This window comes from Streptomyces sp. NBC_01166 (genome assembly GCF_045039765.1).
Lineage (GTDB): Bacteria > Actinomycetota > Actinomycetes > Streptomycetales > Streptomycetaceae > Streptomyces.
Genome location: NZ_CP108613.1, coordinates 4,684,559 through 4,706,785 on the forward strand (window position 1 = coordinate 4,684,559; position 22,227 = coordinate 4,706,785).

Annotated in this window: 22 protein-coding genes; 8 read left to right on the plus strand and 14 right to left on the minus strand. The window is 71.4% G+C overall.

Annotated features, from left to right (window positions below):
• Positions 1 to 3: 3 nt before the first annotated feature.
• Complete coding sequence (locus OG379_RS21565; protein ID WP_405664769.1) at positions 4 to 1,413, minus strand: NAD(P)/FAD-dependent oxidoreductase; 1,410 nt, start codon at positions 1,411 to 1,413, stop codon at positions 4 to 6.
• 59 nt (positions 1,414 to 1,472) lie between these two features.
• On the opposite strand from OG379_RS21565, the gene OG379_RS21570 reads away from it, so the two are divergent.
• Together OG379_RS21570 and OG379_RS21575 are read left to right on the plus strand one after the other, a co-directional pair.
• Entirely contained in the window at positions 1,473 to 2,384 is a 912-nt protein-coding gene (locus tag OG379_RS21570) for an aminoglycoside phosphotransferase family protein (RefSeq protein WP_405664770.1), read from the plus strand.
• A gap of 32 nt (positions 2,385 to 2,416) precedes the next feature.
• Positions 2,417 to 2,893, plus strand: coding sequence for a GNAT family N-acetyltransferase (locus OG379_RS21575; protein WP_104787841.1), 477 nt, complete (start codon positions 2,417 to 2,419; stop codon positions 2,891 to 2,893).
• A gap of 10 nt (positions 2,894 to 2,903) precedes the next feature.
• Here the strand turns inward: OG379_RS21575 and OG379_RS21580 are convergent, their stop codons facing one another.
• Together OG379_RS21580 and OG379_RS21585 are read right to left on the minus strand one after the other, a co-directional pair.
• Positions 2,904 to 3,893: a zinc-binding dehydrogenase gene (locus OG379_RS21580; RefSeq protein WP_405664771.1), complete on the minus strand. Its 990-nt coding sequence runs from the start codon at positions 3,891 to 3,893 to the stop codon at positions 2,904 to 2,906.
• Positions 3,894 to 3,968: 75 nt separating this feature from the next.
• Complete coding sequence (locus OG379_RS21585; RefSeq protein ID WP_405664772.1) at positions 3,969 to 5,165, minus strand: NAD(P)-binding protein; 1,197 nt, start codon at positions 5,163 to 5,165, stop codon at positions 3,969 to 3,971.
• Positions 5,166 to 5,265: 100 nt separating this feature from the next.
• Between OG379_RS21585 and OG379_RS21590 the strand changes: the two genes are divergently transcribed.
• Entirely contained in the window at positions 5,266 to 5,970 is a 705-nt protein-coding gene (locus OG379_RS21590) for a pentapeptide repeat-containing protein (RefSeq protein ID WP_405664773.1), read from the plus strand.
• A 16-nt stretch (positions 5,971 to 5,986) separates the two neighbouring features.
• Here the strand turns inward: OG379_RS21590 and OG379_RS21595 are convergent, their stop codons facing one another.
• From OG379_RS21595 to OG379_RS21605, 3 genes are read right to left on the minus strand one after another with little or no spacing between them, the layout of a single operon-like run.
• Positions 5,987 to 6,484, minus strand: a complete 498-nt coding sequence (locus tag OG379_RS21595; protein ID WP_033297163.1) for a hypothetical protein — start codon at positions 6,482 to 6,484, stop codon at positions 5,987 to 5,989.
• Positions 6,485 to 6,537: 53 nt separating this feature from the next.
• Complete coding sequence (locus OG379_RS21600) at positions 6,538 to 7,182, minus strand: response regulator (RefSeq protein ID WP_405664774.1); 645 nt, start codon at positions 7,180 to 7,182, stop codon at positions 6,538 to 6,540.
• Positions 7,179 to 8,462: a sensor histidine kinase gene (locus OG379_RS21605; RefSeq protein ID WP_405664775.1), complete on the minus strand. Its 1,284-nt coding sequence runs from the start codon at positions 8,460 to 8,462 to the stop codon at positions 7,179 to 7,181. The genes OG379_RS21600 and OG379_RS21605 overlap by 4 nt, the downstream gene beginning before the upstream one ends.
• A 248-nt stretch (positions 8,463 to 8,710) precedes the next feature.
• Here OG379_RS21605 and OG379_RS21610 point away from each other — a divergent pair, with 248 nt between their 5' ends.
• Positions 8,711 to 9,268 (plus strand): heme-binding protein, encoded by a 558-nt coding sequence (locus tag OG379_RS21610; protein WP_405664776.1) that lies wholly within the window; start codon positions 8,711 to 8,713, stop codon positions 9,266 to 9,268.
• 32 nt (positions 9,269 to 9,300) lie between these two features.
• Here OG379_RS21610 and OG379_RS21615 read toward each other — a convergent pair whose 3' ends face one another.
• The 4 genes from OG379_RS21615 to OG379_RS21630 form a co-directional block, all read right to left on the minus strand.
• On the minus strand, positions 9,301 to 10,314 hold the full coding sequence (locus tag OG379_RS21615; RefSeq protein ID WP_405664777.1) for a hypothetical protein: 1,014 nt from the start codon (positions 10,312 to 10,314) through the stop codon (positions 9,301 to 9,303).
• Between the two features lie 129 nt (positions 10,315 to 10,443).
• A complete protein-coding gene (locus OG379_RS21620; RefSeq protein ID WP_405664778.1) occupies positions 10,444 to 10,674 on the minus strand; it encodes a hypothetical protein in 231 nt (76 codons plus the stop codon).
• 216 nt (positions 10,675 to 10,890) lie between these two features.
• Positions 10,891 to 12,468: a M4 family metallopeptidase gene (locus OG379_RS21625; RefSeq protein WP_405664779.1), complete on the minus strand. Its 1,578-nt coding sequence runs from the start codon at positions 12,466 to 12,468 to the stop codon at positions 10,891 to 10,893.
• Positions 12,469 to 12,679: 211 nt separating this feature from the next.
• Positions 12,680 to 13,255, minus strand: a complete 576-nt coding sequence (locus tag OG379_RS21630) for a TerD family protein (RefSeq protein ID WP_104787851.1) — start codon at positions 13,253 to 13,255, stop codon at positions 12,680 to 12,682.
• A 172-nt stretch (positions 13,256 to 13,427) separates the two neighbouring features.
• Here OG379_RS21630 and arfB point away from each other — a divergent pair, with 172 nt between their 5' ends.
• Complete coding sequence (gene arfB, locus OG379_RS21635; RefSeq protein ID WP_187355791.1) at positions 13,428 to 13,862, plus strand: alternative ribosome rescue aminoacyl-tRNA hydrolase ArfB; 435 nt, start codon at positions 13,428 to 13,430, stop codon at positions 13,860 to 13,862.
• A gap of 31 nt (positions 13,863 to 13,893) precedes the next feature.
• On the opposite strand, the gene OG379_RS21640 is transcribed toward arfB, so the two are convergent.
• Positions 13,894 to 14,400 (minus strand): flavin reductase family protein, encoded by a 507-nt coding sequence (locus tag OG379_RS21640; RefSeq protein WP_393757393.1) that lies wholly within the window; start codon positions 14,398 to 14,400, stop codon positions 13,894 to 13,896.
• Between the two features lie 348 nt (positions 14,401 to 14,748).
• Between OG379_RS21640 and cdgB the strand changes: the two genes are divergently transcribed.
• Together cdgB and OG379_RS21650 are read left to right on the plus strand one after the other, a co-directional pair.
• On the plus strand, positions 14,749 to 16,401 hold the full coding sequence (gene cdgB, locus OG379_RS21645; protein WP_393757395.1) for a diguanylate cyclase CdgB: 1,653 nt from the start codon (positions 14,749 to 14,751) through the stop codon (positions 16,399 to 16,401).
• Positions 16,402 to 16,533: 132 nt separating this feature from the next.
• The gene (locus OG379_RS21650; protein WP_405664780.1) at positions 16,534 to 17,496 is read left to right on the plus strand and encodes a carbohydrate-binding protein; all 963 of its coding nucleotides are present in this window, start codon (positions 16,534 to 16,536) and stop codon (positions 17,494 to 17,496) included.
• A 91-nt stretch (positions 17,497 to 17,587) separates the two neighbouring features.
• On the opposite strand, the gene OG379_RS21655 is transcribed toward OG379_RS21650, so the two are convergent.
• From OG379_RS21655 to OG379_RS21665, 3 genes are all read right to left on the minus strand, one after another.
• The gene (locus OG379_RS21655) at positions 17,588 to 18,520 is read right to left on the minus strand and encodes a 1-phosphofructokinase family hexose kinase (protein ID WP_405664781.1); all 933 of its coding nucleotides are present in this window, start codon (positions 18,518 to 18,520) and stop codon (positions 17,588 to 17,590) included.
• Positions 18,521 to 18,665: 145 nt separating this feature from the next.
• Positions 18,666 to 19,820, minus strand: coding sequence for an N-acetylglucosamine-6-phosphate deacetylase (gene nagA / locus OG379_RS21660; protein WP_405664782.1), 1,155 nt, complete (start codon positions 19,818 to 19,820; stop codon positions 18,666 to 18,668).
• Positions 19,820 to 20,713: an ROK family protein gene (locus OG379_RS21665; RefSeq protein WP_405668605.1), complete on the minus strand. Its 894-nt coding sequence runs from the start codon at positions 20,711 to 20,713 to the stop codon at positions 19,820 to 19,822. The genes nagA and OG379_RS21665 overlap by 1 nt, the downstream gene beginning before the upstream one ends.
• Positions 20,714 to 20,941: 228 nt before the next feature.
• Between OG379_RS21665 and OG379_RS21670 the strand changes: the two genes are divergently transcribed.
• Complete coding sequence (locus tag OG379_RS21670) at positions 20,942 to 22,219, plus strand: ABC transporter substrate-binding protein (RefSeq protein WP_405664783.1); 1,278 nt, start codon at positions 20,942 to 20,944, stop codon at positions 22,217 to 22,219.
• Positions 22,220 to 22,227 lie beyond the last annotated feature (8 nt).

Here is a 22,227-nt window from a genome sequence, read left to right on the forward strand (position 1 = left end):
CGGTCAGTGCCGGCCCGCGATGCGGTCCGCCGCCTTGGCGATGCGGTCGGTGCCGAGGTGCGGTGAGGCGGCTTCGCGGCGGTCGGCGGCGCGGTAGGCGGCGTAGAGGCTGTGGACGCCGAGCCAGCGGAAGGGTTCGGGTTCCCAGCGGCGGACCTTGTGGTTGACCCAGGGCAGGGCCGTGAGGTCGGTGGGGCCGGCCTGCCCGGAGTCCTGCTGGATCAGGTCGCGCAGGGTGCGGGCTGCGAGGTTGGCGGTGGCGACGCCGGAGCCGACGTAGCCGCCGGCCCAGCCGAGGCCGGTGGAGCGGTCCAGGGTGACGGTGGCGCACCAGTCGCGGGGGACGCCGAGCACGCCGGACCAGGCGTGGTCGATGCGGGTGCCGGCGGTGGTGGGGAAGAAGCGGACGAGCAGGTCGCGGAGGGCCTCGACGGTGGCGGGCCGGGTGCGTGCTGTTCCGTTGACGTGGGCGGCGGCCGAGCCGTAACGGTAGGGGACGCCCCGGCCGCCGAGGGCGATGCGGCCGTCGGCGGTGCGCTGGGCGTACATGTAGGCGTGGGCCATGTCGCCGAGGGTTTCGCGGCCGTCCCAGCCGATGGTGTCCCAGACGGCCTCGGGCAGGGGCTCGGTGACGATCATGGAGGAGTTCATGGGGAGCCAGGTGCGCTTCTCGCCCTTGAGGCCCGCGGTGAAGCCTTCGGTGCAGCGCAGCACGTAGGGGGCGCGGACCGTGCCGTAGGGGGTGACGGCGTGCTTGGGCTTGATCTCGGTGACGGGTGTCGACTCGTGGATGGTGACGCCGAGGGCTTCCACGGTGTCGGCGAGGCCCTTGACCAGTTTGGCGGGGTGCAGGCGCGCGCCGTGCGGGGTCCAGCTGGAGCCGACGGCTCCGGAGACGCGGATGCGCTCGGCGGTCTCGCGGGCTCCGCGCAGGACGCGGTCGGTCTCGCCGAAGGCGATCTCGACGGAGTGGAAGTCCTTGAGTCGGGCGAGCTGGGAGGGGGTGTGGGCGACTTCGAGGACGCCGCCGTGGTGGATGTCGGCGTCGATCTTCTCCTCGCCGGCGATGCGGATGACCTCGCCGACGGTGTCGTTCATGGCCTGCTGGAGGCGGACGGCGGCGTCGTGGCCGTGCAGCTTGGCGTAGCGGTCGCGGCCTGCGATGCCGTTGTAGAGCCAGCCGCCGTTGCGCCCGGAGGCCCCGTATCCGCAGAACTTGGCTTCCAGGACGGTGATGTTGAGGAAGGGGACGGCCTTCTTGAGGTAGTACGCCGTCCAGAGTCCGGTGTAGCCGCCGCCGACGATGCACACGTCGGCGTTGGTGTCGCCGGGCAGGGGTTCGCGTGGGGCGGGTGTGCCCTCGTTCGCGTACCAGAACGAGATGCCGCCGTTGACCGTACTGACGGTGCTCATGTGTCCCCTGCTTGTCCGTGTGCAGACCGGTCGCTGGAGGGTACCTCTAGGCTCGGGGTGTGATCGACGTTCCGGATGACCTGGCCGTGAATCTGAGTGAGCACAGCGGCGCGGAGGGGCGGGAGTTCGCCGCCGCGTTGCCCGCGCTGGCCGGGAGGTTCCTGGACGAGTGGGGGCTGCGGCCCGACGGGGCCTCGATGTGCGGGATGTGCGCGCTGGTGCTGCCGGTGGTGCGGGAGGCGGACGGCCGCGGGGCGGCGCTGAAGCTTCAGATGGTGGACGCGGAGACGGTGGGGGAGCCGGTCGCGCTACGGGTGTGGGGTGCGGCGGGCGCGGGGGCGGTGGGCCTGCTGGAGTACGACGCGGCGACGGGGACGATGCTGCTGGAACGGCTGGACGAGCGGCGCCCGTTGACCGAGGTGCCGGATGCGCGGTCGGCGGTGCGGGTGCTCGCGGAGTCGTTGGCCCGGCTGGTGCGTGTGCCGGCTCCGCCGGGGATGCGGCGGCTGGGGGATCTGGCGGCGCTGATGCTGGCGGAGACGCCCGGGGCGGCCGGGGTGCTGGAGGACGCGGGGGAGCGGCGGCTGCTGCTGGACTGTGCGGCCGCGGTGCGGGAGGTGGCGGGGGAGCCGGGGGACCGCCTGCTGCACTGGGACCTGCATTACGCCAACATCCTGGCGGGGCGCGCGGAGGAGGGCCGGGCGGGGGAGTGGGTGGCCCTGGACCCGAAGCCGCTGGCGGGCGATCCGGCGTTCGACCTCTTTCCGGCGCTGGACCAGAGGTGGGACGCGTCGGAGGTGCTCTGGAGGTTCGATCTGCTGTGCGGGGTGCTGGAGCTGGACCGGGAGCGGGCGAGGTCGTGGACGCTGGGGCGGGTGCTGCAGAACGCGCTGTGGGGGATCCGGCGGGGGAGGCCGCGGCTCTACGCGGACCATGCGGAGATCGCCCGGCAGTTGCTGGGGCGGGACTGAGGCGCGAGGTCCCGCCTGTCTAGGCTGCCCCCATGATTCGCGTAGCCACCCCTGAAGACGTCCCCGCCATCCACGCCATGGTCCGTGAGCTCGCCGAGTACGAGAAGGCGCTCGACGAGGCGAACGCCACCGAGGAGCAGCTGCGCGAGGCCCTGTTCGGTGAGCGCCCCGCCGCGTACGCGCATGTCGCGGTGGCGGACGACGACGGCGCGGTGGTCGGCTTCGCGCTGTGGTTCCTCAACTTCTCGACGTGGCGCGGGGTGCACGGGGTGTATCTGGAGGATCTGTACGTGCGCCCCGAGCGGCGTGGTGGCGGTTACGGGAAGGCGCTGCTGACGGAGCTCGCGCGGATCTGTGTGGAGCGCGGTTACGGGCGCCTGGAGTGGTCGGTGCTGAACTGGAACGCCCCGTCCATCGCGTTCTACGAGTCGCTGGGTGCGCGTCCCCAGGACGAGTGGACGGTGTACCGGCTGACGGACGGGGCGCTGGCGGAGCTCGGAGCGGCCTGAGGAGTCCTCCTTACGGTACGAGGACGACCTTGCCCACCGTGCCCCGCGTCTCCAGCGCGCGGTGGGCGGCGGCCGCTTCGGCGAGGGGGAAGCGCTGGACGGTGGGGCGGAGTCGGCCTGCCGCGGCTTCGGCCAGGGAGCGGGTCTCCAGGGCTCTCATGCCGCCGCCCTTCTCGATCATGGCGGGGCCCAGGACGTTCCGGGACGTGATGCCGCGCTCGGCGAGTTCCGTCTCGCCGAGGGTGAGCACCTGGCCGCCGGATCCGCCGTGGACGAGGTGTTCGCCGCCCTTGCCGAGCAGGTCGACGGCGGCGCGGGCGGTGATCCCGCCGACCGAGTCGAAGACGACGGTGGCGGGGCGGCCGAGGGTGTCGAGGTACGGGCGGACGCGGCCCGGCCAGTCGGGCAGGGTGTAGTCGACGGCGAGGTCGGCTCCGTTCTCCGAGACGAGGGAGGTCTTGGCGGGTCCGCCGGCCAGTCCGATGACGGTGGCTCCGGCGTTCTTGGCGTACTGGACGAGGAGCGTGCCGACGCCGCCGGCCGCGGCGGTGACGAGGGCGACGGAGCCGGGGCCGAGGTCGGCGAACTGCACGATCCCGAGGGTGATGCGGCCTGTGCCGATCATGGCGACGGCCTCGGCCGGGTCGAGGCCGTCGGGGAGCGGGTGGAGCTTCTCGGCGTCGACGACGGTCAGTTCGGCGTAGCCGCCGGGGGCCGCGCCGATGTGGGCGACGACTTCGCGGCCGAGCCAGGCGGGGTCGGTGCCCTCTCCGAGTGACTCGACGGTGCCCGCGATCTCGCGGCCTGGGATGGTCGGCAGGTCGGCGGCGGTGATCGGGTAGGGGCCGGGTCTGCCTTCGCGCAGGTGGGTGTCCACGAGGTGCACGCCGGCCGCGGCCACGGCGATGCGGACCTGGCCGGGGGCCGGTACGGGGTCCTCGGTCCGCTCGTGGACGAGGTTCTCCGCGGGGCCGAAGGCGTGGAGGCGGATGGCGTACATGGTGGGCTCCCCGGGTGGCGGCGCGACGGCCTGTGGCTGGTGCTCCCCACCCTTTGACCTCAAGCGCGTTTGAGGTCAAGGGGCTTCTGCCGGGCGGGGGGTCTCCGGAGCCGTCCTGCCGAGGAGTTTCAGCGCCAGGACCGCCGCTTCGATGCCGCTGTTGAACGCGACCTCGCTGAGGAGTCCCGGGGCGGCGACCTGGTCGCCCGCGAGCAGGATCCCGTCGCCGCGGTCGACGGCGGGCCGGTCGCGCCAGGTGGTGCCGGGCCTGTCGACGGCGCCGGTGCGGCCCGCCGCGAGTGCTTCGCGGCGCCAGGTGGTGCGGTCGCGCCACCCGGGGAAGCCGAGGTCGAGCAGGTCCTCGGCCCGGCGGACGGCGTCGGCGCGGGGGGTGCCGGGGGCGAGGGGGATCTGCGCCTGGACGAGCTGTTCGCCGGCCGGGGCGAGGGTCGGGTCCTGGGCGGTGAACCGTTCGATCCAGCCGGGGGCGTCGAGGTCGGAGATGATGAACGGGTCGCCGCGCCGGGTCCGCAGAGCGAGGTCGAGCAGGGCGGTGCGGCCGCTGTCCCAGGTCAGGGAGGGGTCCTCCAGCAGGGTGCGGGCGGAGTCCAGGTGGGTGGCGACGATCACCGGTCCGTCGCGGTGGAGGGCTGCCAGGTCGTCGTGGCCGATGCGCTCGGCGGTCTCGATGCGCACGCCGAGATTCCAGGCCCGGGAGGCCATCCGGTCGACCAGCTGTGCCCAGCCGCCGACGGGGTAGTGGGCCTCGGGCGGCAGTGCGGTGGCGCGGCGCAGCCGTGCCTGGACGAAGGCGGCGGAGAGGGAACCGGGGTCGTGGTGGAAGAGGGCCACGCCCATGTAGTGCGCCGCCGCGCGTGCGCCTTCCTCGCCCACCTGGCGGGTGGCCCAGCTGAGGAAGTCGGCGTCGACGGGGGCCCGGCGGGGGTCGCGGCGGGCGAGGCGCAGCAGGGCGAGGGGCGGGGTCCTGCGCAGGGCGCCGTCGCGGCGGAAGAGGAAGCGGGTGCCTTCCAGGGGCGGTACGGAGGCGATCGGGCCGAGGAGTTTCCGCTGTTCGAGCCAGGTCCAGTGCGGTCCGCGGCGGTACAGCGCGTGCGGCCCCTCGTTGGTGAGGTAGGGGCCCTCGGAGGTCCTGGCCCGTCCGCCGAGGGTGTGGTGGGCCTCGTGGAGGGTGACCTGGGCCCGGGATTCGGCGGCGGTGATCGCGGCGGTCAGTCCGGCGAGGCCGCCGCCGACGATGTGGATGCGCTGCATGGCTGGGTCTCCTTGCTGTGGGGCGCTTCTGCACGGAGGACGGTTCGGCCTTCTCGTTCTGTGACACCGGGCCGGGGCGATGTCAGTGGTGTGCGTCACGATGGGGGGCATGGCACGTACAGGCAACAGGAGCAGCAGGAGCGCGGGCGCGAAGGAGGTGGCCCAGGCACGGCGGGCGGAGGTCAGGCTGCCGCCCCTCGTGGAGTACGAGGGGGAGGGCCTGGAGCCCGACGGGGATTACGACGGTGTGCGGTTCGGGGAGACGGACCTGTCCGACGCGTCGGGTCCCGGGGCGCGCTTCATGGACTGCGAGCTGCGCGGATGCGCCCTGGACCGTACGGAGCTGGTGCGGGCCAGGTTCATCGACTCGGTGCTTTCGGGGGTGCGGGGTGTGGGCACCGATCTCGCGGGGGCGTCGCTGCGGGACGTGGAGGTCCTGGACGCGCGGCTGGGCGGGGTGCAGCTGCACGGCGCGGTGCTGGAGCGGGTGCTGGTCCGGGGCGGGAAGATCGATTACCTGAATCTTCGCAAGGCGCGGCTGAAGGACGTCGTGTTCGAGGGGTGTGTGCTCTCGGAGCCGGACTTCGGGGAGGCGCAGCTGGTCCGGGTGGAGTTCCGGGACTGTGTGCTGAAGCGTGCCGACTTCAGTGCGGTGCGGATGGAGTCCGTCGATCTGCGGACGGTCGCGGAGCTCGACATCGCGCGGGGTGTGGAGCGGCTGGCGGGGGCGGTGATCAGCCCGTCCCAGCTGATGGAGCTGGCTCCGGCGTTCGCGGCGCAGATCGGGGTGCGGGTGGAGGCGTAGCCGCCGGCGGGCCCGCTCAGAGGCGGGGGAAGCGGGCCTGGAGGTCCCAGACGACGGGGTTGTCGGCGAGGCCTTCGTGCATGTCGGCCAGGTCGGCGATGAGGTCGTGCAGGAAGTCGCGGGCCTCGCGGCGCAGCAGGGAGTGGCTGAAGGTGAGCGGGGGTTCGTCGCCGGGCATCCAGTCGGCCTCGACGTCAACCCAGCCGAAGCGGCGCTCGAAGAGCATGCGGTCGGACGATTCGGTGAAGTCGAGTTCGGCGTACTGCTGGCGGTGCGAACGGTTGCCCCGGGGGTCGCGGTCGATCTGCTCGACGATGTCGCAGAGTGCCCAGGCGAAGTCGAGCACGGGGACCCATCCCCAGGCTGTGGACACCTCGCGGTCGGCCTTGGTGTCGGCGAGGTAGACGTCCCCGGAGAACAGGTCGTGCCGCAGGGCGTGGACGTCCGCGCGGCGGTAGTCGGTCTGCGGGGGGTCCGGGAAGCGCCGGGAGAGGGAGTAGCCGATGTCGAGCACGGTTCGATGGTGTCATGCCGCGCGAGCGCCCCGCGCCGCCCGCCGACGGGGGCTTACGGCAGCAGCCTCTGTTCCTTGGCGACCGCGACGGCTCCCGCCCGGGTGTCCACGCCGAGCTTCTCGTAGATCCGGCCCAGGTGGGTCTTGACGGTGGCCTCGCTGATGAAGAGGGCCCGCGCGATGTCACGGTTGCCGAGGCCCTGCGACAGCTGGCCCAGGATGTCGAGTTCGCGTTCCGTGAGGGTGGGACGGGGGCTGCGCATCCGGGCCATGACACGGCTGGCGACCGGCGCGGAGAGTGTGGTGCGGCCCTGGGCGGCGGCGCGGATCGCGGCGAAGAGTTCTTCCGGGCGTTCGGCCTTCAGCAGGTAGCCGGTGGCCCCCGCCTCGATGGCGCGGGTGATGTCGGCGTCGGTGTCGTACGTCGTGAGGACGAGGACGTTGGCGGCTCCGGTGCCGGTTCCGGCGGCGATGCGGCGGGTGGCTTCGACGCCGTCGATCCCGGGGCCCAGTTGGAGGTCCATGAGGACGACGTCGGGGCCGAGCCGGTGGGCCAGGGCGACGGCCTCCTCGCCGCTGCCCGCCTCGCCCACGACCTCGATGTCGGGTTCGCCGCCGAGGAGGGCGAGCAGCCCCGCCCGTACGACGGCGTGGTCGTCGCAGAGCAGGATCCGTACGGGCCTCACGGGCGGGGTCATGCGCGTTCCTCCGGGGGCGGTGGGGTGGTCTGGGGCAGAGGCACGGCGGCGGACAGGACCGTGCCCTCGCCGGGTGCCGATTCGATGGTCAGGGTGCCGCCGAGCTGCTGGACCCGGGCCCGCATCGCCGGCAGCCCGTGGCCGCGTACGCCTTCGGGCGGGCGGGGTGCCGTCCGGCCTGGACTGAAACCCCGGCCGTTGTCGGCGATGTCGAGGGCGACCCGGTCACCGAGGTGGGTCAGGGTCAGCGCGGCGACGGTGGCCCCGGCGTGCTCGGTGATGTTCGCGAGGGCGCCCTGCGCGATCCGCAGCAGCGCGGACTGCACCCGGTCGGGCAGAGCGGCGGCCGGCACGCCCTCCACATGGCAGCGGACGGTGAGGCGGCCTCCGGCCTGGGCGGTCTCCCGTGCGGCGAGCGCGTGCAGCGCCGCCTCCAGCCCGCCGCCCTCCGCGAGGTCGGCCGGGGCGAGGTCGTGCACGAAGCGGCGGGCCTCGGCGAGGTTGCGCTCGGCGATGCCGGTCGCCGTCAGTACGTGGCGGCGGGCGGCGGCCGGGTCGGTGTCCCAGGAGCGGTCGGCGGCCTGGAGCAGCATCTGCTGGCTGGAGAGGCCCTGCGCCAGGGTGTCGTGGATCTCCATGGACAGCCGCTGGCGTTCGGCGAGGGTGCCTTCCCGGCGTTCGGTCGCGGCCAGTTCCCTGCGGGTGCGCAGCAGGTCGTCGATGAGTTCGCGCTGACGTGCGGCCAGATCCCGCTGGCGTACGGCCTGGCGCCGCATGTGGACGAAGACGGCGGTGGCGACGGCGGCGACCGCGGGCGGGGCCAGGACGAGATTCGGGTCGAAGCCCGTGGCGAGCCTCAGCTGTGCGGCGACCACGAAGACGGTGAGCAGGGCGACGAGTGCCAGGGCGGCGCGCGGCGGCAGGATGCGCAGGCCCGTGTAGAAGAGCGGGACGGCGCACCACGCGAAGCTCGGCGCGAGGACGACCAGGACCATCCACACCACGACGAGGACACCGAGCCAGGTCAGCCGTCGGGGGGTGGGGCGGGAGCCGAGCACCGGCCCGACGAGGTACAGCACGGCGAGCACGGCCGACAGGGCGATGATCCAGGGGGTACGGGTCTCGCCGGGGTGGCGCATCAGGAAGCGCGCGAGGGAGGCGCCGAGCAGCAGGAAGAACGCGGCGTGCATGAGGAGGGCCATCCACCGGGCGTCCGGGTCCCCCGCCGCGTCCGGCGCTGCCGCCCGCTCCGTGTCCGGGCCGGTTCCGTTCCGCCGCACCTCGTACCCCGCGCTCCCTCGACCGTGACCTGTGCTGCCTCAGCACCGCGCTGCTGACCTGCGCGGACACCCCATGGTCACCCCGCGGGGCCACCTCCGCATCAACCGATCGGCTGACGGGGCGGTCAGCCGACCCGGGTGCGGCTTCCAGCCGGTACGCCGACCGTGGGGGCCCGGATCCGGCCGGAGGATCGAAGCAGGAAGCCGGACGGTTCGAGACAGAGCCGAGAACACCCGAGGAGACCACCATGAAGAAGATGTCGCTGCGCACCCGAGTCCTGACCGGTGCCGTCGCCGCAGCCGCCCTGGGCGCCGGAACCTTCGGCGCGATGTCCGCGAACGCGTCCACCCCGGCCGCCGCGCCCGCCGCCGCCGTGAAGGCCGACGCCTCCGACCGGAATCTCCAGCAGTCCACGCACCTGACGGTCGCCGCCGCCACCAAGGCCGCGCAGGCCGCTCTGGACGCCGCGAAGAAGGAGAACCAGCGGATCTCGGTGGCCGTCGTCGACCGTAACGGCAACACCCTCGTCACCCTGCGCGGCGACGGTGCGGGCCCGCAGTCCCCCGAGTCGGCCGTGAAGAAGGCGTACACCGCCGTCTCCTGGAACGCGCCCACCTCCGAGCTGGTCAAGCGCCTGGAGCAGGCCCCGAACCTGAAGGACATCCCCGGCACCCTCTTCCTGGCGGGCGGCTCACCCGTGCAGGCCAAGGGCGCTCCGGTGGCGGGCGTCGGCGTCGCGGGGGCCCCCAGCGGTGACCTGGACGAGAAGTTCGCCGCGGCGGGCGTCGCCGCGCTCGGCCGCTGACGGCCGGCCCGGCGAGCGCGGCAGCCGTCCGGTCAGTCGCAGGCGAGTGCTTTGCGGGCGGCGGCGGTGAAGCGGTTCTGCACGTCGGATGCCTTGACCAGGGTCGCCGCTGCCTTCTCCTCCGGGGTGTCCGGGGAGTGCACGTAACCGATGTCCGTCGCGAAGTAGGTCTCCTTGCCACCGCATACGGCATGGTCGAAGTGCCGCTCCTTCGCCGCGGGCAACAGCGCGGGGTTACGGATGACCGCGAGCCGGGCGAACGGCTCGCGGTCGTCGTCCCGGGGCAGCCCGGTGGCGGGCTGGTGCAGGGAGAGGTCGCAGAACCAGGCGTCGTCGCGGGAGCCCGAGGTCTGTTCCCGCAGAGGACTGTCCGCCGGAGCCTCCGCGCCGAGGGCGAAGCCGTCCAGTCCGCACACCGTGGCAGGGTCGCTCTTGGCGGGAGCGGACGTCTGGATGAGGTCCGCCGAGGCGTTCCCCGCAGCCGAGTCGGCAGGCGCGCAGTCGTGATCGGCGGCGAGCTTACGGGCTGTGGCCCGGGTCAGCCGGGCGAGTTCCGCCGGGTCGGCGTCCCCCCGCTCGGTGACGACGCTCAGGACCGTGTGGTCGCCCTTGGCCCATGCGGCGCCGATCGGGCCGCAGTCGGACGGCAGGGCCACCCAGCCGTTGCCGTACGTGTCGAAGGCGCCGGGCAGCTCGCCCGGCAGGATGTTCTGTGCACCCGAGGCCTTCCACTCGGACCGGCCGAAGGGGTGGGCGGGGGTGACAGAGGTGGCCGACAGCCGGATTTTCGCGTCCGTGGTGCCCGGCAGCCAGCCGGACTGTTCCACCGTGCAGCCTCCGAGGCTGTCGGTGCTGCCGGTCACCCGGCCGAAGCCGTCAAGGCTCTTCCCGGCGTCCTCGCCGCTGAACCACCCGCCGCACAGGTCACGAGGCCCCAGGACATTGGTGTTGGTCACCACCGTCACGCCGGCCACCACGGCCAGCGCGCAGACGCCGGCCGTGACCAGCCAAGCCCGGCGGCGCCTGCCGGATGTTTCCGTACTCACTTGTACTCAATCCCGTCCGAGGTAGGTCGCGGCGTCGCCACGTGCTCCCGTCACGCAGGGCGGCGCTCTCGGAGGAGAGCCGGTTACAGAGCACCCGGACCGAGCTGTCCCAGTCCTTGTCGGCCTTCTTCAGGGCAGCCGCCGTGTCCCAGCCGTCGCCGTCCTTGGGCCGAATGCCTTGGCCGCCGCGCTGTTGGCCTCGTCCGCCCACTTACCCGCTTTACGCGTGTCGGTGAGGATGTGCTCGTCGATGGCTTCGGCCGCGGCCTTCTTCTTGGCAGGAGAGGACGCGAAAGAGGGGGCGAAGGGGCCGTACACAGGGGGACCCCCTTGGTCGGCCGGCAGCTGGTTCAACCGCATACCGGTCGATGGGTCCTCATGCTGAGTGGTTTGATCTGTTCCCACTCGTCCCATGCCATTGAATCCCAGCCCCCGCCCGCCTGGCGCGCTTGAAGATCACTGCCGTTCACAAGTTGTATATCAACATACAAGTTTTTGAACGCCGCGGTGAGGGACTCCGGCTCGACGGCGGGAGCCGGCCGGCCAGAGGCTGACCGGCTCCCGGTGTTTCTTCGGTTACTTGACGTTGACGCCGGTCCAGGCGGCCTGGACGGCCGTCAGTTCGGCGCTGTCGGCCCCGAACAGGTCGGTGGCCGCCTTCTCCGTCGCGTCGCGGGCTCCCGCGTAGTCGGTGCTCGACGTCATGTAGACGGAGAGCGCCTTGTACCAGATCTGGTAGGCCTTCTGGCGGCCGATGCCCGTGACCGTGGAGCCGTCGGCGGTCGGGGAGTCGTAGTCGACACCGTCGATGGTCTTGGCGCCGCTGCCCTCGGCCAGCAGGTAGAAGAAGTGGTTGGCGACACCGGAGGAGTAGTGCACGTCGAGGTCGCCGACGCCGGAGTCCCAGTAGTCCGCCGAGCCCCCGTCCTTGCTCGGCTTGTCCATGTAGCGCAGGGGTGTCCCGTCGCCGTTGATGTCGATCTTCTCGCCGATGAGGTAGTCACCGGGGTCGGTGGCGTTGTCGGCGAAGAACTCCACGGAGGTGCCGAGTATGTCGCTGGTCGCCTCGTTGAGGCCACCGGACTCGCCCGCGTAGTCGAGGTTGGCGGTGGCCGAGGTCAGGCCGTGGCTCATCTCGTGGCCCGCGACGTCGATCGCGGTGAGCGCGCTCTTGTCGTCGGCCCCGTCGCCGTAGGTCATGCAGAAGCAGCTGTCGTCCCAGAAGGCGTTGACGTAGCCGGTGCTGAAGTGGACGCGGGAGTAAGCGGCGCGGCCGTCGCCGGCTATGCCGTCACGTCCGAGCTCGGACTTGTAGAAGTCCCAGGTCGTGGCGGCTCCGTAGTGGGCGTCGACCGCCGCGGTCTGGCGGTCGTTCCCGGTGCCGTCACCCCAGGTGTCGTCGGCGTCGGTGACGAGGTCGCCGGTGCCGGTCTGGCCCTGGTTGAGGTCGTACGTCTTGTGCCCACCCCGGTCGCCGTCGGTCAGCTCGAAGCCCGAACCGCCCTGGGTGGTCGAGAGCGTGACCTTCCCGCTGTACTGGCTGTTCCCGGTGCCGGTCTCGACGGCCTCGTAGCTGTGCAGGCGCTTGCCGGTCGTGGCGTCGGTGATGACGTGGAGCCGGCTCGGGGTGCCGTCCTTCTGGACACCGTTCTTGACGGTCTCGAAGGCGAGGGCGGGCTTGCCGCCGCCCGCCCAGACGACCGTGCGCGCGTCGGCCGCGGCCTTCAGCTTCGGCTGGGTCGAGGGCACGGTGATGCGGGCCTCGGTGGCCTTGTCGACGCCCTTGGAGGTGCCGTCGGCGGCGGTGTGGGTGACGAGGTCACCGCCGAGGACCGGCAGCCCGGCGTAGGTGCGCTCGTAGCGGGTGTGGACGGTGCCGTGGGCGTCCTTGATCACGTCACGGACGATCAGTTTCTCCTGGCTGCCGAGTCCGAGGGTCTCGGCGGCAGACGAGGCGTCCGCCTGGGCGGCACGGAGGGCGGTGGCACGGTGGTCGGCCGTGTTCACGCCGAGGGCGGTGGCGCCGGCAGGTGAGGCGGTGTCATCAGCTGTGCGGGAACCGGCCGTTGCCGTTCCCGTCTGGACGCCGACGACGACCATCGCGGCAACTGCGGCCAGGGCGGCGGCGCGACGGGTGTTCATGTGGGGGGTCATGCCTTCTCCGTTGCTCGTTCCTGTGGGGGTTACGAGCGGAGAGCGTGCCACCGAATGAACAGTTTTGACGGGGCGCCGACAATTACCTCACAAGTTTTTGACCAGTTCTTGTCCGACTGGCGCGCGTTCGTGTCCGCTATATGAAGCGAACGCACGGGAGCCCCCGGCCGACCTGAGTCGGGCGGGGGCTCCCGTGGGGAAGTCGTCTACGTCAGAGGTTGACGCCGAAGTCCTGGGCGATGCCGCGCAGGCCCGAGGCGTAGCCCTGGCCCACGGCGCGGAACTTCCACTCGGCGCCGTTGCGGTAGAGCTCGCCGAAGACCATGGCGGTCTCGGTGGCGGCGTCCTCGCTCAGGTCGTAGCGGGCGATCTCGGTGCCGCCGGCCTGGTTGATGATGCGGATGAAGGCGTTCCGCACCTGGCCGAAGTTCTGGCTGCGAGCCTCGGCGTCGTAGATGGAGACCGGGAAGACGATCTTGTCGATGTCCGCCGGGAGGCCCGCGAGGTTCACGTTGATCTGCTCGTCGTCGCCCTCGCCCTGACCCGTGACGTTGTCACCGGTGTGGACGATGGTCTGGTCCGGCGTCGCCTTGTTGTTGAAGAAGACGAAGTGGCCGTCGGAGAAGACCTTGCCGGCGGTGTTGACCGCGATCGCCGAGGCGTCGAGGTCGAAGTCGGTGCCGGTGGTGGTGCGGACGTCCCAGCCGAGGCCGACCGTGACGGCGGTCAGGCCCGGGGCCTCCTTGGTGAGCGAGACGTTGCCGCCCTTGGACAGGCTTACAGCCATGGGAAGTCCCTTTCCTCGTCATGTGCGGGCTTCGTGCCATCACGAAAGCTACCGTCACCCGTCCTAACGCAGACAAGAGACCACGAGGTTCCTGTTCCCTTTACTTTCTTTGCCGAACTTCTGGCCGAACGCTCGCAAAACAAGGTGACGAACCGGTCGTGGGCCAGGGAACATGGGTGTCATGTCCGGGCCCTATGTCATCCGCGGTTCGGTCTCCCTGCCGGAGGCCGAACTCATGTGGCGTTTCTCGCGGTCCTCCGGGCCCGGCGGGCAGCACGTCAACACGAGCGACTCCCAGGTGGAGCTCCGCTTCGACCTCGCGGCGACCGAGGCCCTGCCCGAGGTGTGGAAGGCCCGGGCCCTCGAACGGCTGGCGAGCCGGCTGGTCGGCGGTGTCGTGTCCGTGCGCTCCTCGGAGCACCGCTCCCAGTGGCGCAACCGTGAGACGGCCGCCGTGCGGCTCGCGGCGCTCCTGGCGGAGGCCACGGCCCCGCCGCCCAAGCCGCGCCTCAAGAAGAAGATTCCGCGTGGCATCAACGAGCGCAGGCTGCGCGAGAAGAAGCAGCGGGGCGACACGAAGCGCGGGCGCTCCGGCCGCGACTGGTGACGGCCCCCGCGAAGATCCGCGGGCGCGCCGGTCAGCCCAGCTGCCGGTAGCGGCCCTTGAAGTACGTCAGCGGCTCTCCGTCCGCGCTCGGCAGCGAAGCCGTCAGCACCCTGCCGATCACCAGCGTGTGATCCCCGGCCAGGACGCGCTGCTCCGTGCGGCACTCAAGGGTGGCCAGTGCCCCCTCCACCAGGAACGCCCCCGTGACCTCGCCCCGTATGCAGGGGACGTCCGCGAACAGCAGCCGGTCGCTGATCCGTCCCTTCATGGCGAACCGCCCCGCGATGCTCCGCTGGTTCTCCGCGAGCACCGACACCGCCCACTGCGGCTGCTCGGCCAGCAGATCGTCCATCCGTGAGTCGTTGCGCAGGCTCACCACGACCAGCGGCGGGTCCAGGGAGACCGACATGAAGGCCGTCGCCGTCATCCCGACGTCCTCGCCCCGGCCGTCCTCGTCCAGCGGCGGCTCCTGGGCGGTGACAAGCACCACCCCGGCGGCCAGTCTGGACAGGGCGGCGCGGAATTCGTCGTTGCTCACCCCTTCAGCATGGGGGACGGCTTCGGGGCGCGGGGCGGGGGGAGTCTTCTGCAGCACACGGGGCACGCTAGTGCCGCGGTACGCCCCGTCGCATCGGGCCAGAGGACCAGCCGGGTCCTAGGACCACCGCCCCAGGTGTGCCGATTTGCGTTCGGCAAATAAAAGGAGGCCCCCGGAGGTACCTCGGACACCCTTTACCATCTGTTGTGACTTGAGTCACAGAGAGCAATATTTGTTGACCCTGTGTACCGGGTGCACAGCTCACTGTGATTCAGTGGCCGTGACAGTGCAACAAGTACGTCGATATGAAACCTGGAGTTGCTGTCGAGGTCTCAGGGAGTGCGAGCAATGGAGGCCGAGTCGGAGCCGTACGTCCGTCTTGCGACCATGCGGCAGTTGCACCAGGCCGTCGCTGATCTCAATACGGCGCGGAGCCTGGCGGACACGCTGCAGTCCGTGGCCGACGGCATCGTCACCGGTCTCGGTTACGAGCTGGGCTGCGTGAACCTCGTCCGCCCCGACGGTGATCTCGTGGTCGCCGCCTTCGCCGGTAACAGCGCCGCGGAAGCCCTGATCACCGGCCGTGTCGGCTCCCGTGAGTCCTGGGAGCGCAGGCTGTCGATGGGCGAGGCCTGGGACGAGCTCCGGTTCATACCCCACACCGAGGGCTGGGTGCTCCTCGACGACGACGTACCGCAGTGGCACACCGAGGGGCCCGAGCCCCGCTTCGAGGACGAGTGGCACCCCTTGGACCGCCTCTACGCCCCCATGTACGCCTCCGGCGGAGGTCTGGACCTCCTGGGGGTCATCTCGGTCGACAGGCCGCGCAACGGCCGCCGCCCCGGCGCCTGGGGCCGTGAAGCCCTCCAGATGTACGCCTCCCAGGCGGCGATTGCGATCAGTAACGCTCGTCTCCGAGCAAACATGCAGCGCGCACTGGTCAGGCTCGAACGCGAACAGCAGGCGCTGCGCGCCAGCGAGGAATCCTTCCGCCAGGCATTCGAGTACGCCCCCAGCGGCATGGCCATCGCCGAGATGGGCGGCGACCAGCACGGCAGGCTGCTGCGCACCAATGACGCGCTCTGCCGGCTCCTGGGACGCCCCGCGTCGGTCCTGCGCCGCTACTCCTTCGCCGACCTCGTCCACCCCGAGGACATCGGGACCCTGCTCCGCACGTCCGCCGAGGGAGGCCGGGCGGAGCTGCGGCTCGGGCGCAGGGACGGCACGTATCTCTGGGTCTCGCTGCGCAACTCCGTCGTCGCCGACACCACCGACGGCCCGCGTTTCCTGCTCACCCATGTCGAGGACATCGAGGAGCGCAAGCGCAACGAACTGAACCTCGCGCACCGCGCCTCGCACGACGCGCTCACCGGTCTGCCCAACAGTGCCGAGCTGCGCTCCCGGCTCGGAGCGCGGCTGTGTGAGAGGCCTCACTCGGTCACCTCCAGCGCGATCGAGGCGCTGGACGCGGCCTACGGCGATGTCGAGAGCGCGGTGCACGGCTACCGGGCGGACGGTTACGAGGGGGAGATCGCCCCGGGTGTCGGCCCCTACGACCACCATGTGCACACCGTGGCGCCCGACCCGGACCGCGACGACGGCACCAAGGGGCTCGCGGTGCTCTTCTGCGACCTGGACGGCTTCAAGTCCATCAACGACCGCTTCGGGCATCACGCGGGTGACGCGGTTCTCATCGAGGTCGCCCGGCGGCTCACGACCTGCGTACGGGACGGTGACACGGTCGCGCGGCTCGGGGGTGACGAATTCGTCGTCCTCGCGGACGGCCTCGGGGCCGCAGATGCCGCGGATCTGGCCGTACGCTTGCGTAACGCCATCATTCCGCCCATCCGGGTGGACGGCCGGGCAGTCAGGGTCGGGGCGAGTTTCGGTATCGGCTGGGCCGAGTGCGGCATGACCGAGGAAGAGGTCCTGCACTCCGCCGACCAGCGGATGTATGTGGAAAAGCGGTCCCGATCGAAGGTTCACCGCAGAGCCGGCTGACGTTCACGCCCTGGCTGTCCCCGTACACCGCCCGGTTTTCCGGGGGACCGAGAGCAATTCGACGCGTGCTCCGTTCGGGGTAGGCTCGGCCGGTCGGCGACGGCTGGCGACATGGTGAGGAGTGACCCAGGGATGACGGCCGGAAACAACGGCGCGAGCAAGCCCGAGGACGACGATCCGTTCGGCTATCTGTACGAGGACGGGCGGGCGGCGGGCGCACAGCCGCCCGGGCAGGGTGGATACGGCTACCCCGGTCCGGCCGCGCAGCCCGGCGTGCCCAGAACGTCGTACAACCAGGTGCGGACGGTCGGTGAGCGCCAGTACGGGCAGGTACCGCCGCAGCAGGCGTACGGCCAGCAGCCCCAGTACGGCCAGCCGAACCCGCAGTACGCGGCGCCGGAGACCTACCCCGGCGGTGCGGTGACCGCGCAGCACGGGTCGGTGCCCGGCGGGAACGGCGGTCCGGGCCGTGGGGGCCCCAACACCAAGGCGCTGCTGATCGCGGCCGTCGCGGTGGTCGCGGTGGTGCTCATCGGCATCGGCGCGGCGCTGATGACGGGCGACGACAGCGAGGGCAAGAAGGACGAGGCCGGGTCGTCGGCGGGTCCGGCCGACGAGGTCGAGGACTCCCCGAAGCCCGAGAAGTCCGCGAAGCCGTCGCAGGAGCCCGTCGATCTGCCGAAGCAGGACGCGGCGACGCTGACTCTCGGGGGCACGGCGTCCCTGGACAGCACGGTCAAGGGCGCCAAGAGCGCGAACGGCCAGTACATCAGCCTCAACGAGGTCGGCCGGTCGGCCACCTGGACCGTCGATGTGCCGGAGAGCGGCCCGTACACGCTGTACGTGACGTACGGGGTGCCGGGCAAGGACGCCAAGACGTCCCTGACGGTCAACGACGAGGACCCGCGCTCGATCAACATGAAGAACTTCGCGAACGCCGCGGAGGGCGACCTGGAGAAGGGCTGGACGAACACGTACGCGTACGTGCAGCTCCACAAGGGGTCGAACACCCTCATGCTGTCGTGCAACGAAGGCGACTCGTGTGACGCAAACCTCGACCAGCTGTCGCTGAAGTCGGGTCACGTCAAGGACTGATCAGCCGCTCGGAAAACGCTCAGGAAACCAGCACCACCGTCGTCCCGGTCATCGCCCAGCGCGAGCCGGGACGCGGTCGTTGGGGGGCTGTTCAGGCCGCCGGTGCGTGCTGTTCGACGGCGACGCGGGTCAGCAGGTCCTCGTAGGCGGCGCGGTCGAACTCGCCGGCCGCCGGGGCCAGCACGGTCGCCGTGGACAGGGCCACCGCGCGGATCAGCCGGTCCTGCCAGCCGAGCCCTTCGGCGAGGGCGGAGAGCAGTCCGGCCACGGCGGAGTCGCCCGCGCCGGTCGGGTTGCCCCGTACGGCGGTCGGCGGTGCGGCCCGCCAGACACCGTCGGGGGTGACGGCGAGGAGCCCGTCCGCGCCCAGCGACGCGACGACGCTGTGCGCGCCCCGGCGGCGGGCGTCGCGGGTGGCGCGCAGAGGTTCGCGGGCGCCGGTGAGCCGGGCGAGCTCGTCGGCGTTCGGCTTGACGAGGTCGGGGCGGGCGGCGATGCCGCGGCGCAGGGGCTCGCCGTCGGTGTCCAGGAGCACGGGTACGCCGGCCGCGCGGGCGAGCCGTACGAGTTCCGCGTACGCGCCGACGTGGATGCCGGGGGGCAGGCTGCCGCAGAGGGCGACGGCCGCGGCCCCGGGGAGGAGTTCTCCGAACGTGCCGAGGAAGGCCGCCCATTCGTCGGCGCCGATCAGCGGGCCCGGCTCGTTGAGCTGGGTGGTGTCACCGCTGGAGCGGTCGACGACGGCGAGGGTGCGGCGGGTGTTCCCCGCGACGGTGACGAGCGCGTCGGTGGGGCGGTGGGGGAGTGCGCCGAGGAGTTCGCGCAGGACCGCTCCGGTGGCGCCGCCGGCGAAGCCGGTCACCACGGTCTCGTGGCCGAGCGCGGAGAGCACCCGGGCCACGTTGACGCCCTTGCCGCCGGGGCGCTCGGTCACGTCGTCGACGCGGTGGCTGGTGTGCGGGACGAGTGCGGGGACGGCGTAGGTCAGGTCGAGTGCCGTGTTCAGCGTGACGGTCAGTATCACCTGTACCGGCCCCCGGTTCCTTGGTCGTCCGTGCCCACGCACCGTCTCCCTGCGGCGCCGTCCCTGGTGATCATGCCAAAGAGGCGGCGGCCGTCCCAGGCCTCCGGGACAACCGCCGTCTCTTCGTTACGTGTTCAACCGCCCGTCAGACGACCGGGGGCTCCACGATCCACTCGCCCCGGCGCATGACGCCCTTGAGTGCGAAGTCCGCGTCCAGGACCACCAGGTCGGCGTCCTTGCCCGGGTCCAGCGAGCCGATCCGGTCGTACAGGCCGAGGAGCCGGGCCGGGTTGGCGGAGATGGACCGGACGACGTCGTCGACGGGGATCCGGTCGACGGTCACGGCCCTGCGGAAGGCGGTGTCCAGGGTGAGGGTGGAGCCCGCGATCGAACCACCCTCCACCAGGCGTGCGACGCCGTCCTTGACCTCGACGGCGAGCGGCCCGAGCTCGTAGAAGCCGTCGCCCCCGCCGGCCGCGTCCATGGCGTCGGTGATCAGCGCGACCCGGGCCGCGCCCGCGTGGTGGTAGGCCAGCTCCAGGGCGGCGGGGTGCAGATGCGTGCCGTCGTTGATCAGCTCGACGGTGACCCGCTCGTCCTCCAGGAGCGCCGCGACCGGGCCGGGGGCGCGGTGGCCGATGGCGGGCATCGCGTTGAAGAGGTGCGTGGCGACGGTGGCGCCCGCGTCGATCGCCTCGACGGTCTGCTCGTACGTCGCGTCCGTGTGGCCGACGGCGGCGATCACCCCGTGCTCGGCGAGCAGCCGTACGGACTCGATGCCGCCCGGGAGTTCGGTGGCGAGGGTGACCATCCTGGCGCTCCCGCGCGCCGCGTCGAGCAGCTTGCGGACCTCTGCCGGGTCGGGGTCGCGAAGGAGGCCCTCGCTGTGGGCGCCCTTGCGGCACGGGGAGATGAAGGGGCCCTCGAAGTGGATTCCGGCGAGCTCGCCCTGCTCGACCAGTTCGGAGAGCATGCCGGCCTGTCGGGCCAGGAAGTCCATCTCGCCGGTGACGGTCGAGGCGACGACGGTCGTCGTGCCGTGGGCGCGGTGCGCCCGCACCGCGGTCAGGGCGTCCTCGGCGGTGCCGGTGGCGAAGGACGCGCCACCGCCGCCGTGGTTGTGGATGTCCACGAATCCGGGGACCACCCAGTGGCCCGAGAGGTCGACGGTCCGGGCGTCCTCCCGCGTGCTGCCGGCGATCCGGGTGCCCTCGACGATCACCCGGCCGTTCTCGACGGTGCCGGTGGGGAGCACCACCCGGGCACCTGCGAGAACCGTGCTGTCTGCGCGTCCGGCCATCAGGCGGAAACCTCCGTGGAGAGTAGATCCCAGGCGAGCAGCCCTGCGCCCAGGCATCCGGCGGTGTCCCCGAGGGCCGCCGGGACGATGTGAGGCAGCTTCTGGAACGTGACCCGTTCCTCGACAGCCGCACGCAGTGGTGTGAACAAGGTTTCCCCTGCCTCGGCAAGACCGCCACCGATGATGAGCGTGCGGGGGTCCAGCAGGGTGAGTGCGGTGACCAGTCCCGCGGCCAGCGCGTCGACGGCGTCCCGCCACACGCGCAGGGCCGCCGGGTCGCCCGACGCCACGGCCTTCGCGCAGTCCGCGGCGTCCGCGTCGGGGTCTCCGGACGCGGCGGCCCAGGCCCTGGACACGGCGGCGGCCGAGGCGAGGGTCTCCAGGCAGCCGCGCTGGCCGCAGCCGCAGTCCGGGCCGTCCGGGCGGACCACGATGTGGCCGATCTCGCCCGCGTAACCGTGGGCGCCCGCCTCGATGGTGCCCGCGATGCCTATGGCGCCGGCGATCCCGGTGCCCAGCGGCACGAACAGGAAGCGGTCCGCTCCCTGGCCGGCACCGATCCGTCCTTCGGCGAGACCGCCGGCCCGGACGTCGTGGCCGAGCGCCACGGGTACGCCGCCGAGCCGTTCGCCGAGCAGCTTGCGCAGGGGCACGTCGCGCCAGCCCAGATTGGCGGAGTAGACGGCGATCCCGCGTTCCGCGTCGACTATGCCGGGCACGGCGACCCCGGCGGCGACGGCACTCTCGCCGAAATGCTCCTCGCCGTACGCGCGGAGGGCCTCGGCGAAGCCGAGGATCGTCTCCACGACGGCTTCGGCGCCGCGGTCCCTGCCGGTGGCCCGGCGCGCCTCGTGGAGCAGGGTGCCGTCGGCCCCGACCAGAGCGGCCTTCATTCCTGTGCCGCCCACATCGAGGGCGATGACGTGTCTCACGGAAGACAGTTTCGCCCGCCGACCCCTAAAAGGTCTAGTCCACTATCGTGGTTTGTTGAGCACCCATACAAAACGGTCCTGCTAGATTGCCGAATCGATACGCGGGTGGTGTAGACCTCCATGCGGTCGTGAGGCAGTATCGCGGGTTCGCCGTCGGGAGCGGCGGTGTCCGCGTCGATCAATGTAGGGATGGGCAAGGCTGTGCAGCGGCGCTATGTGGGTCTGACCGCGGTGGTGGCGGCATTCGGGATGACGGCAACGTTGTCCGGGTGCGGTTCGGACACCGGGGGCGGCGACGTCACCCTGCGACTGGTCGCGGCCGACTACGGCACGGGTGCGGAGAACAGCTCCCAGAAGTACTGGGACGACGTCGCCGGGAAGTTCGAGAAGGCCAACCCCGACATCAAGGTCGAGGTCAGCGTCTACTCCTGGAAGGACGTCGACCGCAAGGTCGCCGAGATGGTGAAGGCCGGCGAGGCCCCCGACATCGCGCAGATCGGCGCGTACGCCGACTACGCCAAGGCGGACAAGCTCTACGCCGCCGACGAGATGATCGCCATCCGCACCGGGTCGAACTTCCTGCCCTCGCTCACCGACGCGGGTGAGGTCGACAACACTCTGTACGGCCTCCCGTTCGTGGCCAGCACCCGGCTCCTCTTCTACAACAAGGGCCTCTTCGCCAAGGCGGGCCTCGGGGCACCGCAGACCTGGGACGACATCCAGAGCGACGCCACCGCGCTCAAGCAGCGCGGTGTGACCTACCCCTTCGCCCTGCCGCTCGGCCAGGAGGAGTCCCAGGCCGAGACCCTGATGTGGCTGCTCAGCGGGGGTGGTGGCTACACGGACGAGGTCGGCAACTACAACATCGACTCCCAGGCCAACATAGAGACCTTCAAGTGGCTGAAGAACAACCTCGTGGGCAAGGGCCTCACCGGCCCCGTCGCCCCGGGGAAGCTCGACCGGGCGAAGGCCTTCGACGCGTTCACCAAGGGTGACGTCGGCATGCTCAACGGCCACCCGACGCTGATGCAGGAGGCCGAGAAGAAGGGCGTCGAGGTCGGCATGGTCCCGCTGCCCGGGATCGAGGGTCCGACCAAGGGCTCGATGGGCGTGGCCGACTGGATGATGGGCTTCAAGCAGAACGGCCACCGGGCGGAGATCGGCAAGTTCCTCGACTTCGCCTACACGGACGAGAACGTGCTCGCCTTCGCCGACCAGTACGACCTGCTGCCCGTGACCGGCACCGCGTCCGCCGCGATGGAGGCGGACAGCAAGCACAAGCAGCTGCGCGAGTTCCTGTCGGCGCTGCCGAACTCGCAGCTGTACCCGTTCGGCAAGACATCGTGGGCGCAGGCCAGCGAGAGCATCAAGGAGAAGATCGGCTCGGCGGTCGAGCCCGGCGGCAGCCCGGAGAGCGTGCTCGTGGACATCGCGTCCCAGGCCCGGCAGGCGGAGAGTGCCGAGTAGGTAGGTTG

Excerpts from the sequence above, each read along its gene's own strand:
- OG379_RS21600 (WP_405664774.1), bottom strand. The coding sequence starts at position 7,182 with ATGACCCCGCCCGTGAGGCCCGTACGGATCCTGCTCTGCGACGACCAC.
- OG379_RS21630 (WP_104787851.1), bottom strand. The coding sequence starts at position 13,255 with ATGGCTGTAAGCCTGTCCAAGGGCGGCAACGTCTCGCTCACCAAGGAG.
- OG379_RS21625 (WP_405664779.1), bottom strand. The coding sequence starts at position 12,468 with ATGACCCCCCACATGAACACCCGTCGCGCCGCCGCCCTGGCCGCAGTT.
- OG379_RS21665 (WP_405668605.1), bottom strand. The coding sequence starts at position 20,713 with ATGAAGGCCGCTCTGGTCGGGGCCGACGGCACCCTGCTCCACGAGGCG.
- OG379_RS21575 (WP_104787841.1), top strand. The coding sequence starts at position 2,417 with ATGATTCGCGTAGCCACCCCTGAAGACGTCCCCGCCATCCACGCCATG.
- OG379_RS21610 (WP_405664776.1), top strand. The coding sequence starts at position 8,711 with ATGAAGAAGATGTCGCTGCGCACCCGAGTCCTGACCGGTGCCGTCGCC.
- OG379_RS21590 (WP_405664773.1), top strand. The coding sequence starts at position 5,266 with ATGGGGGGCATGGCACGTACAGGCAACAGGAGCAGCAGGAGCGCGGGC.
- OG379_RS21650 (WP_405664780.1), top strand. The coding sequence starts at position 16,534 with ATGACGGCCGGAAACAACGGCGCGAGCAAGCCCGAGGACGACGATCCG.
- OG379_RS21585 (WP_405664772.1), bottom strand. The coding sequence starts at position 5,165 with ATGCAGCGCATCCACATCGTCGGCGGCGGCCTCGCCGGACTGACCGCC.
- nagA (WP_405664782.1), bottom strand. The coding sequence starts at position 19,820 with ATGGCCGGACGCGCAGACAGCACGGTTCTCGCAGGTGCCCGGGTGGTG.
- OG379_RS21565 (WP_405664769.1), bottom strand. The coding sequence starts at position 1,413 with ATGAGCACCGTCAGTACGGTCAACGGCGGCATCTCGTTCTGGTACGCG.
- OG379_RS21620 (WP_405664778.1), bottom strand. The coding sequence starts at position 10,674 with ATGCGGTTGAACCAGCTGCCGGCCGACCAAGGGGGTCCCCCTGTGTAC.
- OG379_RS21580 (WP_405664771.1), bottom strand. The coding sequence starts at position 3,893 with ATGTACGCCATCCGCCTCCACGCCTTCGGCCCCGCGGAGAACCTCGTC.
- arfB (WP_187355791.1), top strand. The coding sequence starts at position 13,428 with ATGGGTGTCATGTCCGGGCCCTATGTCATCCGCGGTTCGGTCTCCCTG.
- OG379_RS21670 (WP_405664783.1), top strand. The coding sequence starts at position 20,942 with ATGGGCAAGGCTGTGCAGCGGCGCTATGTGGGTCTGACCGCGGTGGTG.
- cdgB (WP_393757395.1), top strand. The coding sequence starts at position 14,749 with ATGGAGGCCGAGTCGGAGCCGTACGTCCGTCTTGCGACCATGCGGCAG.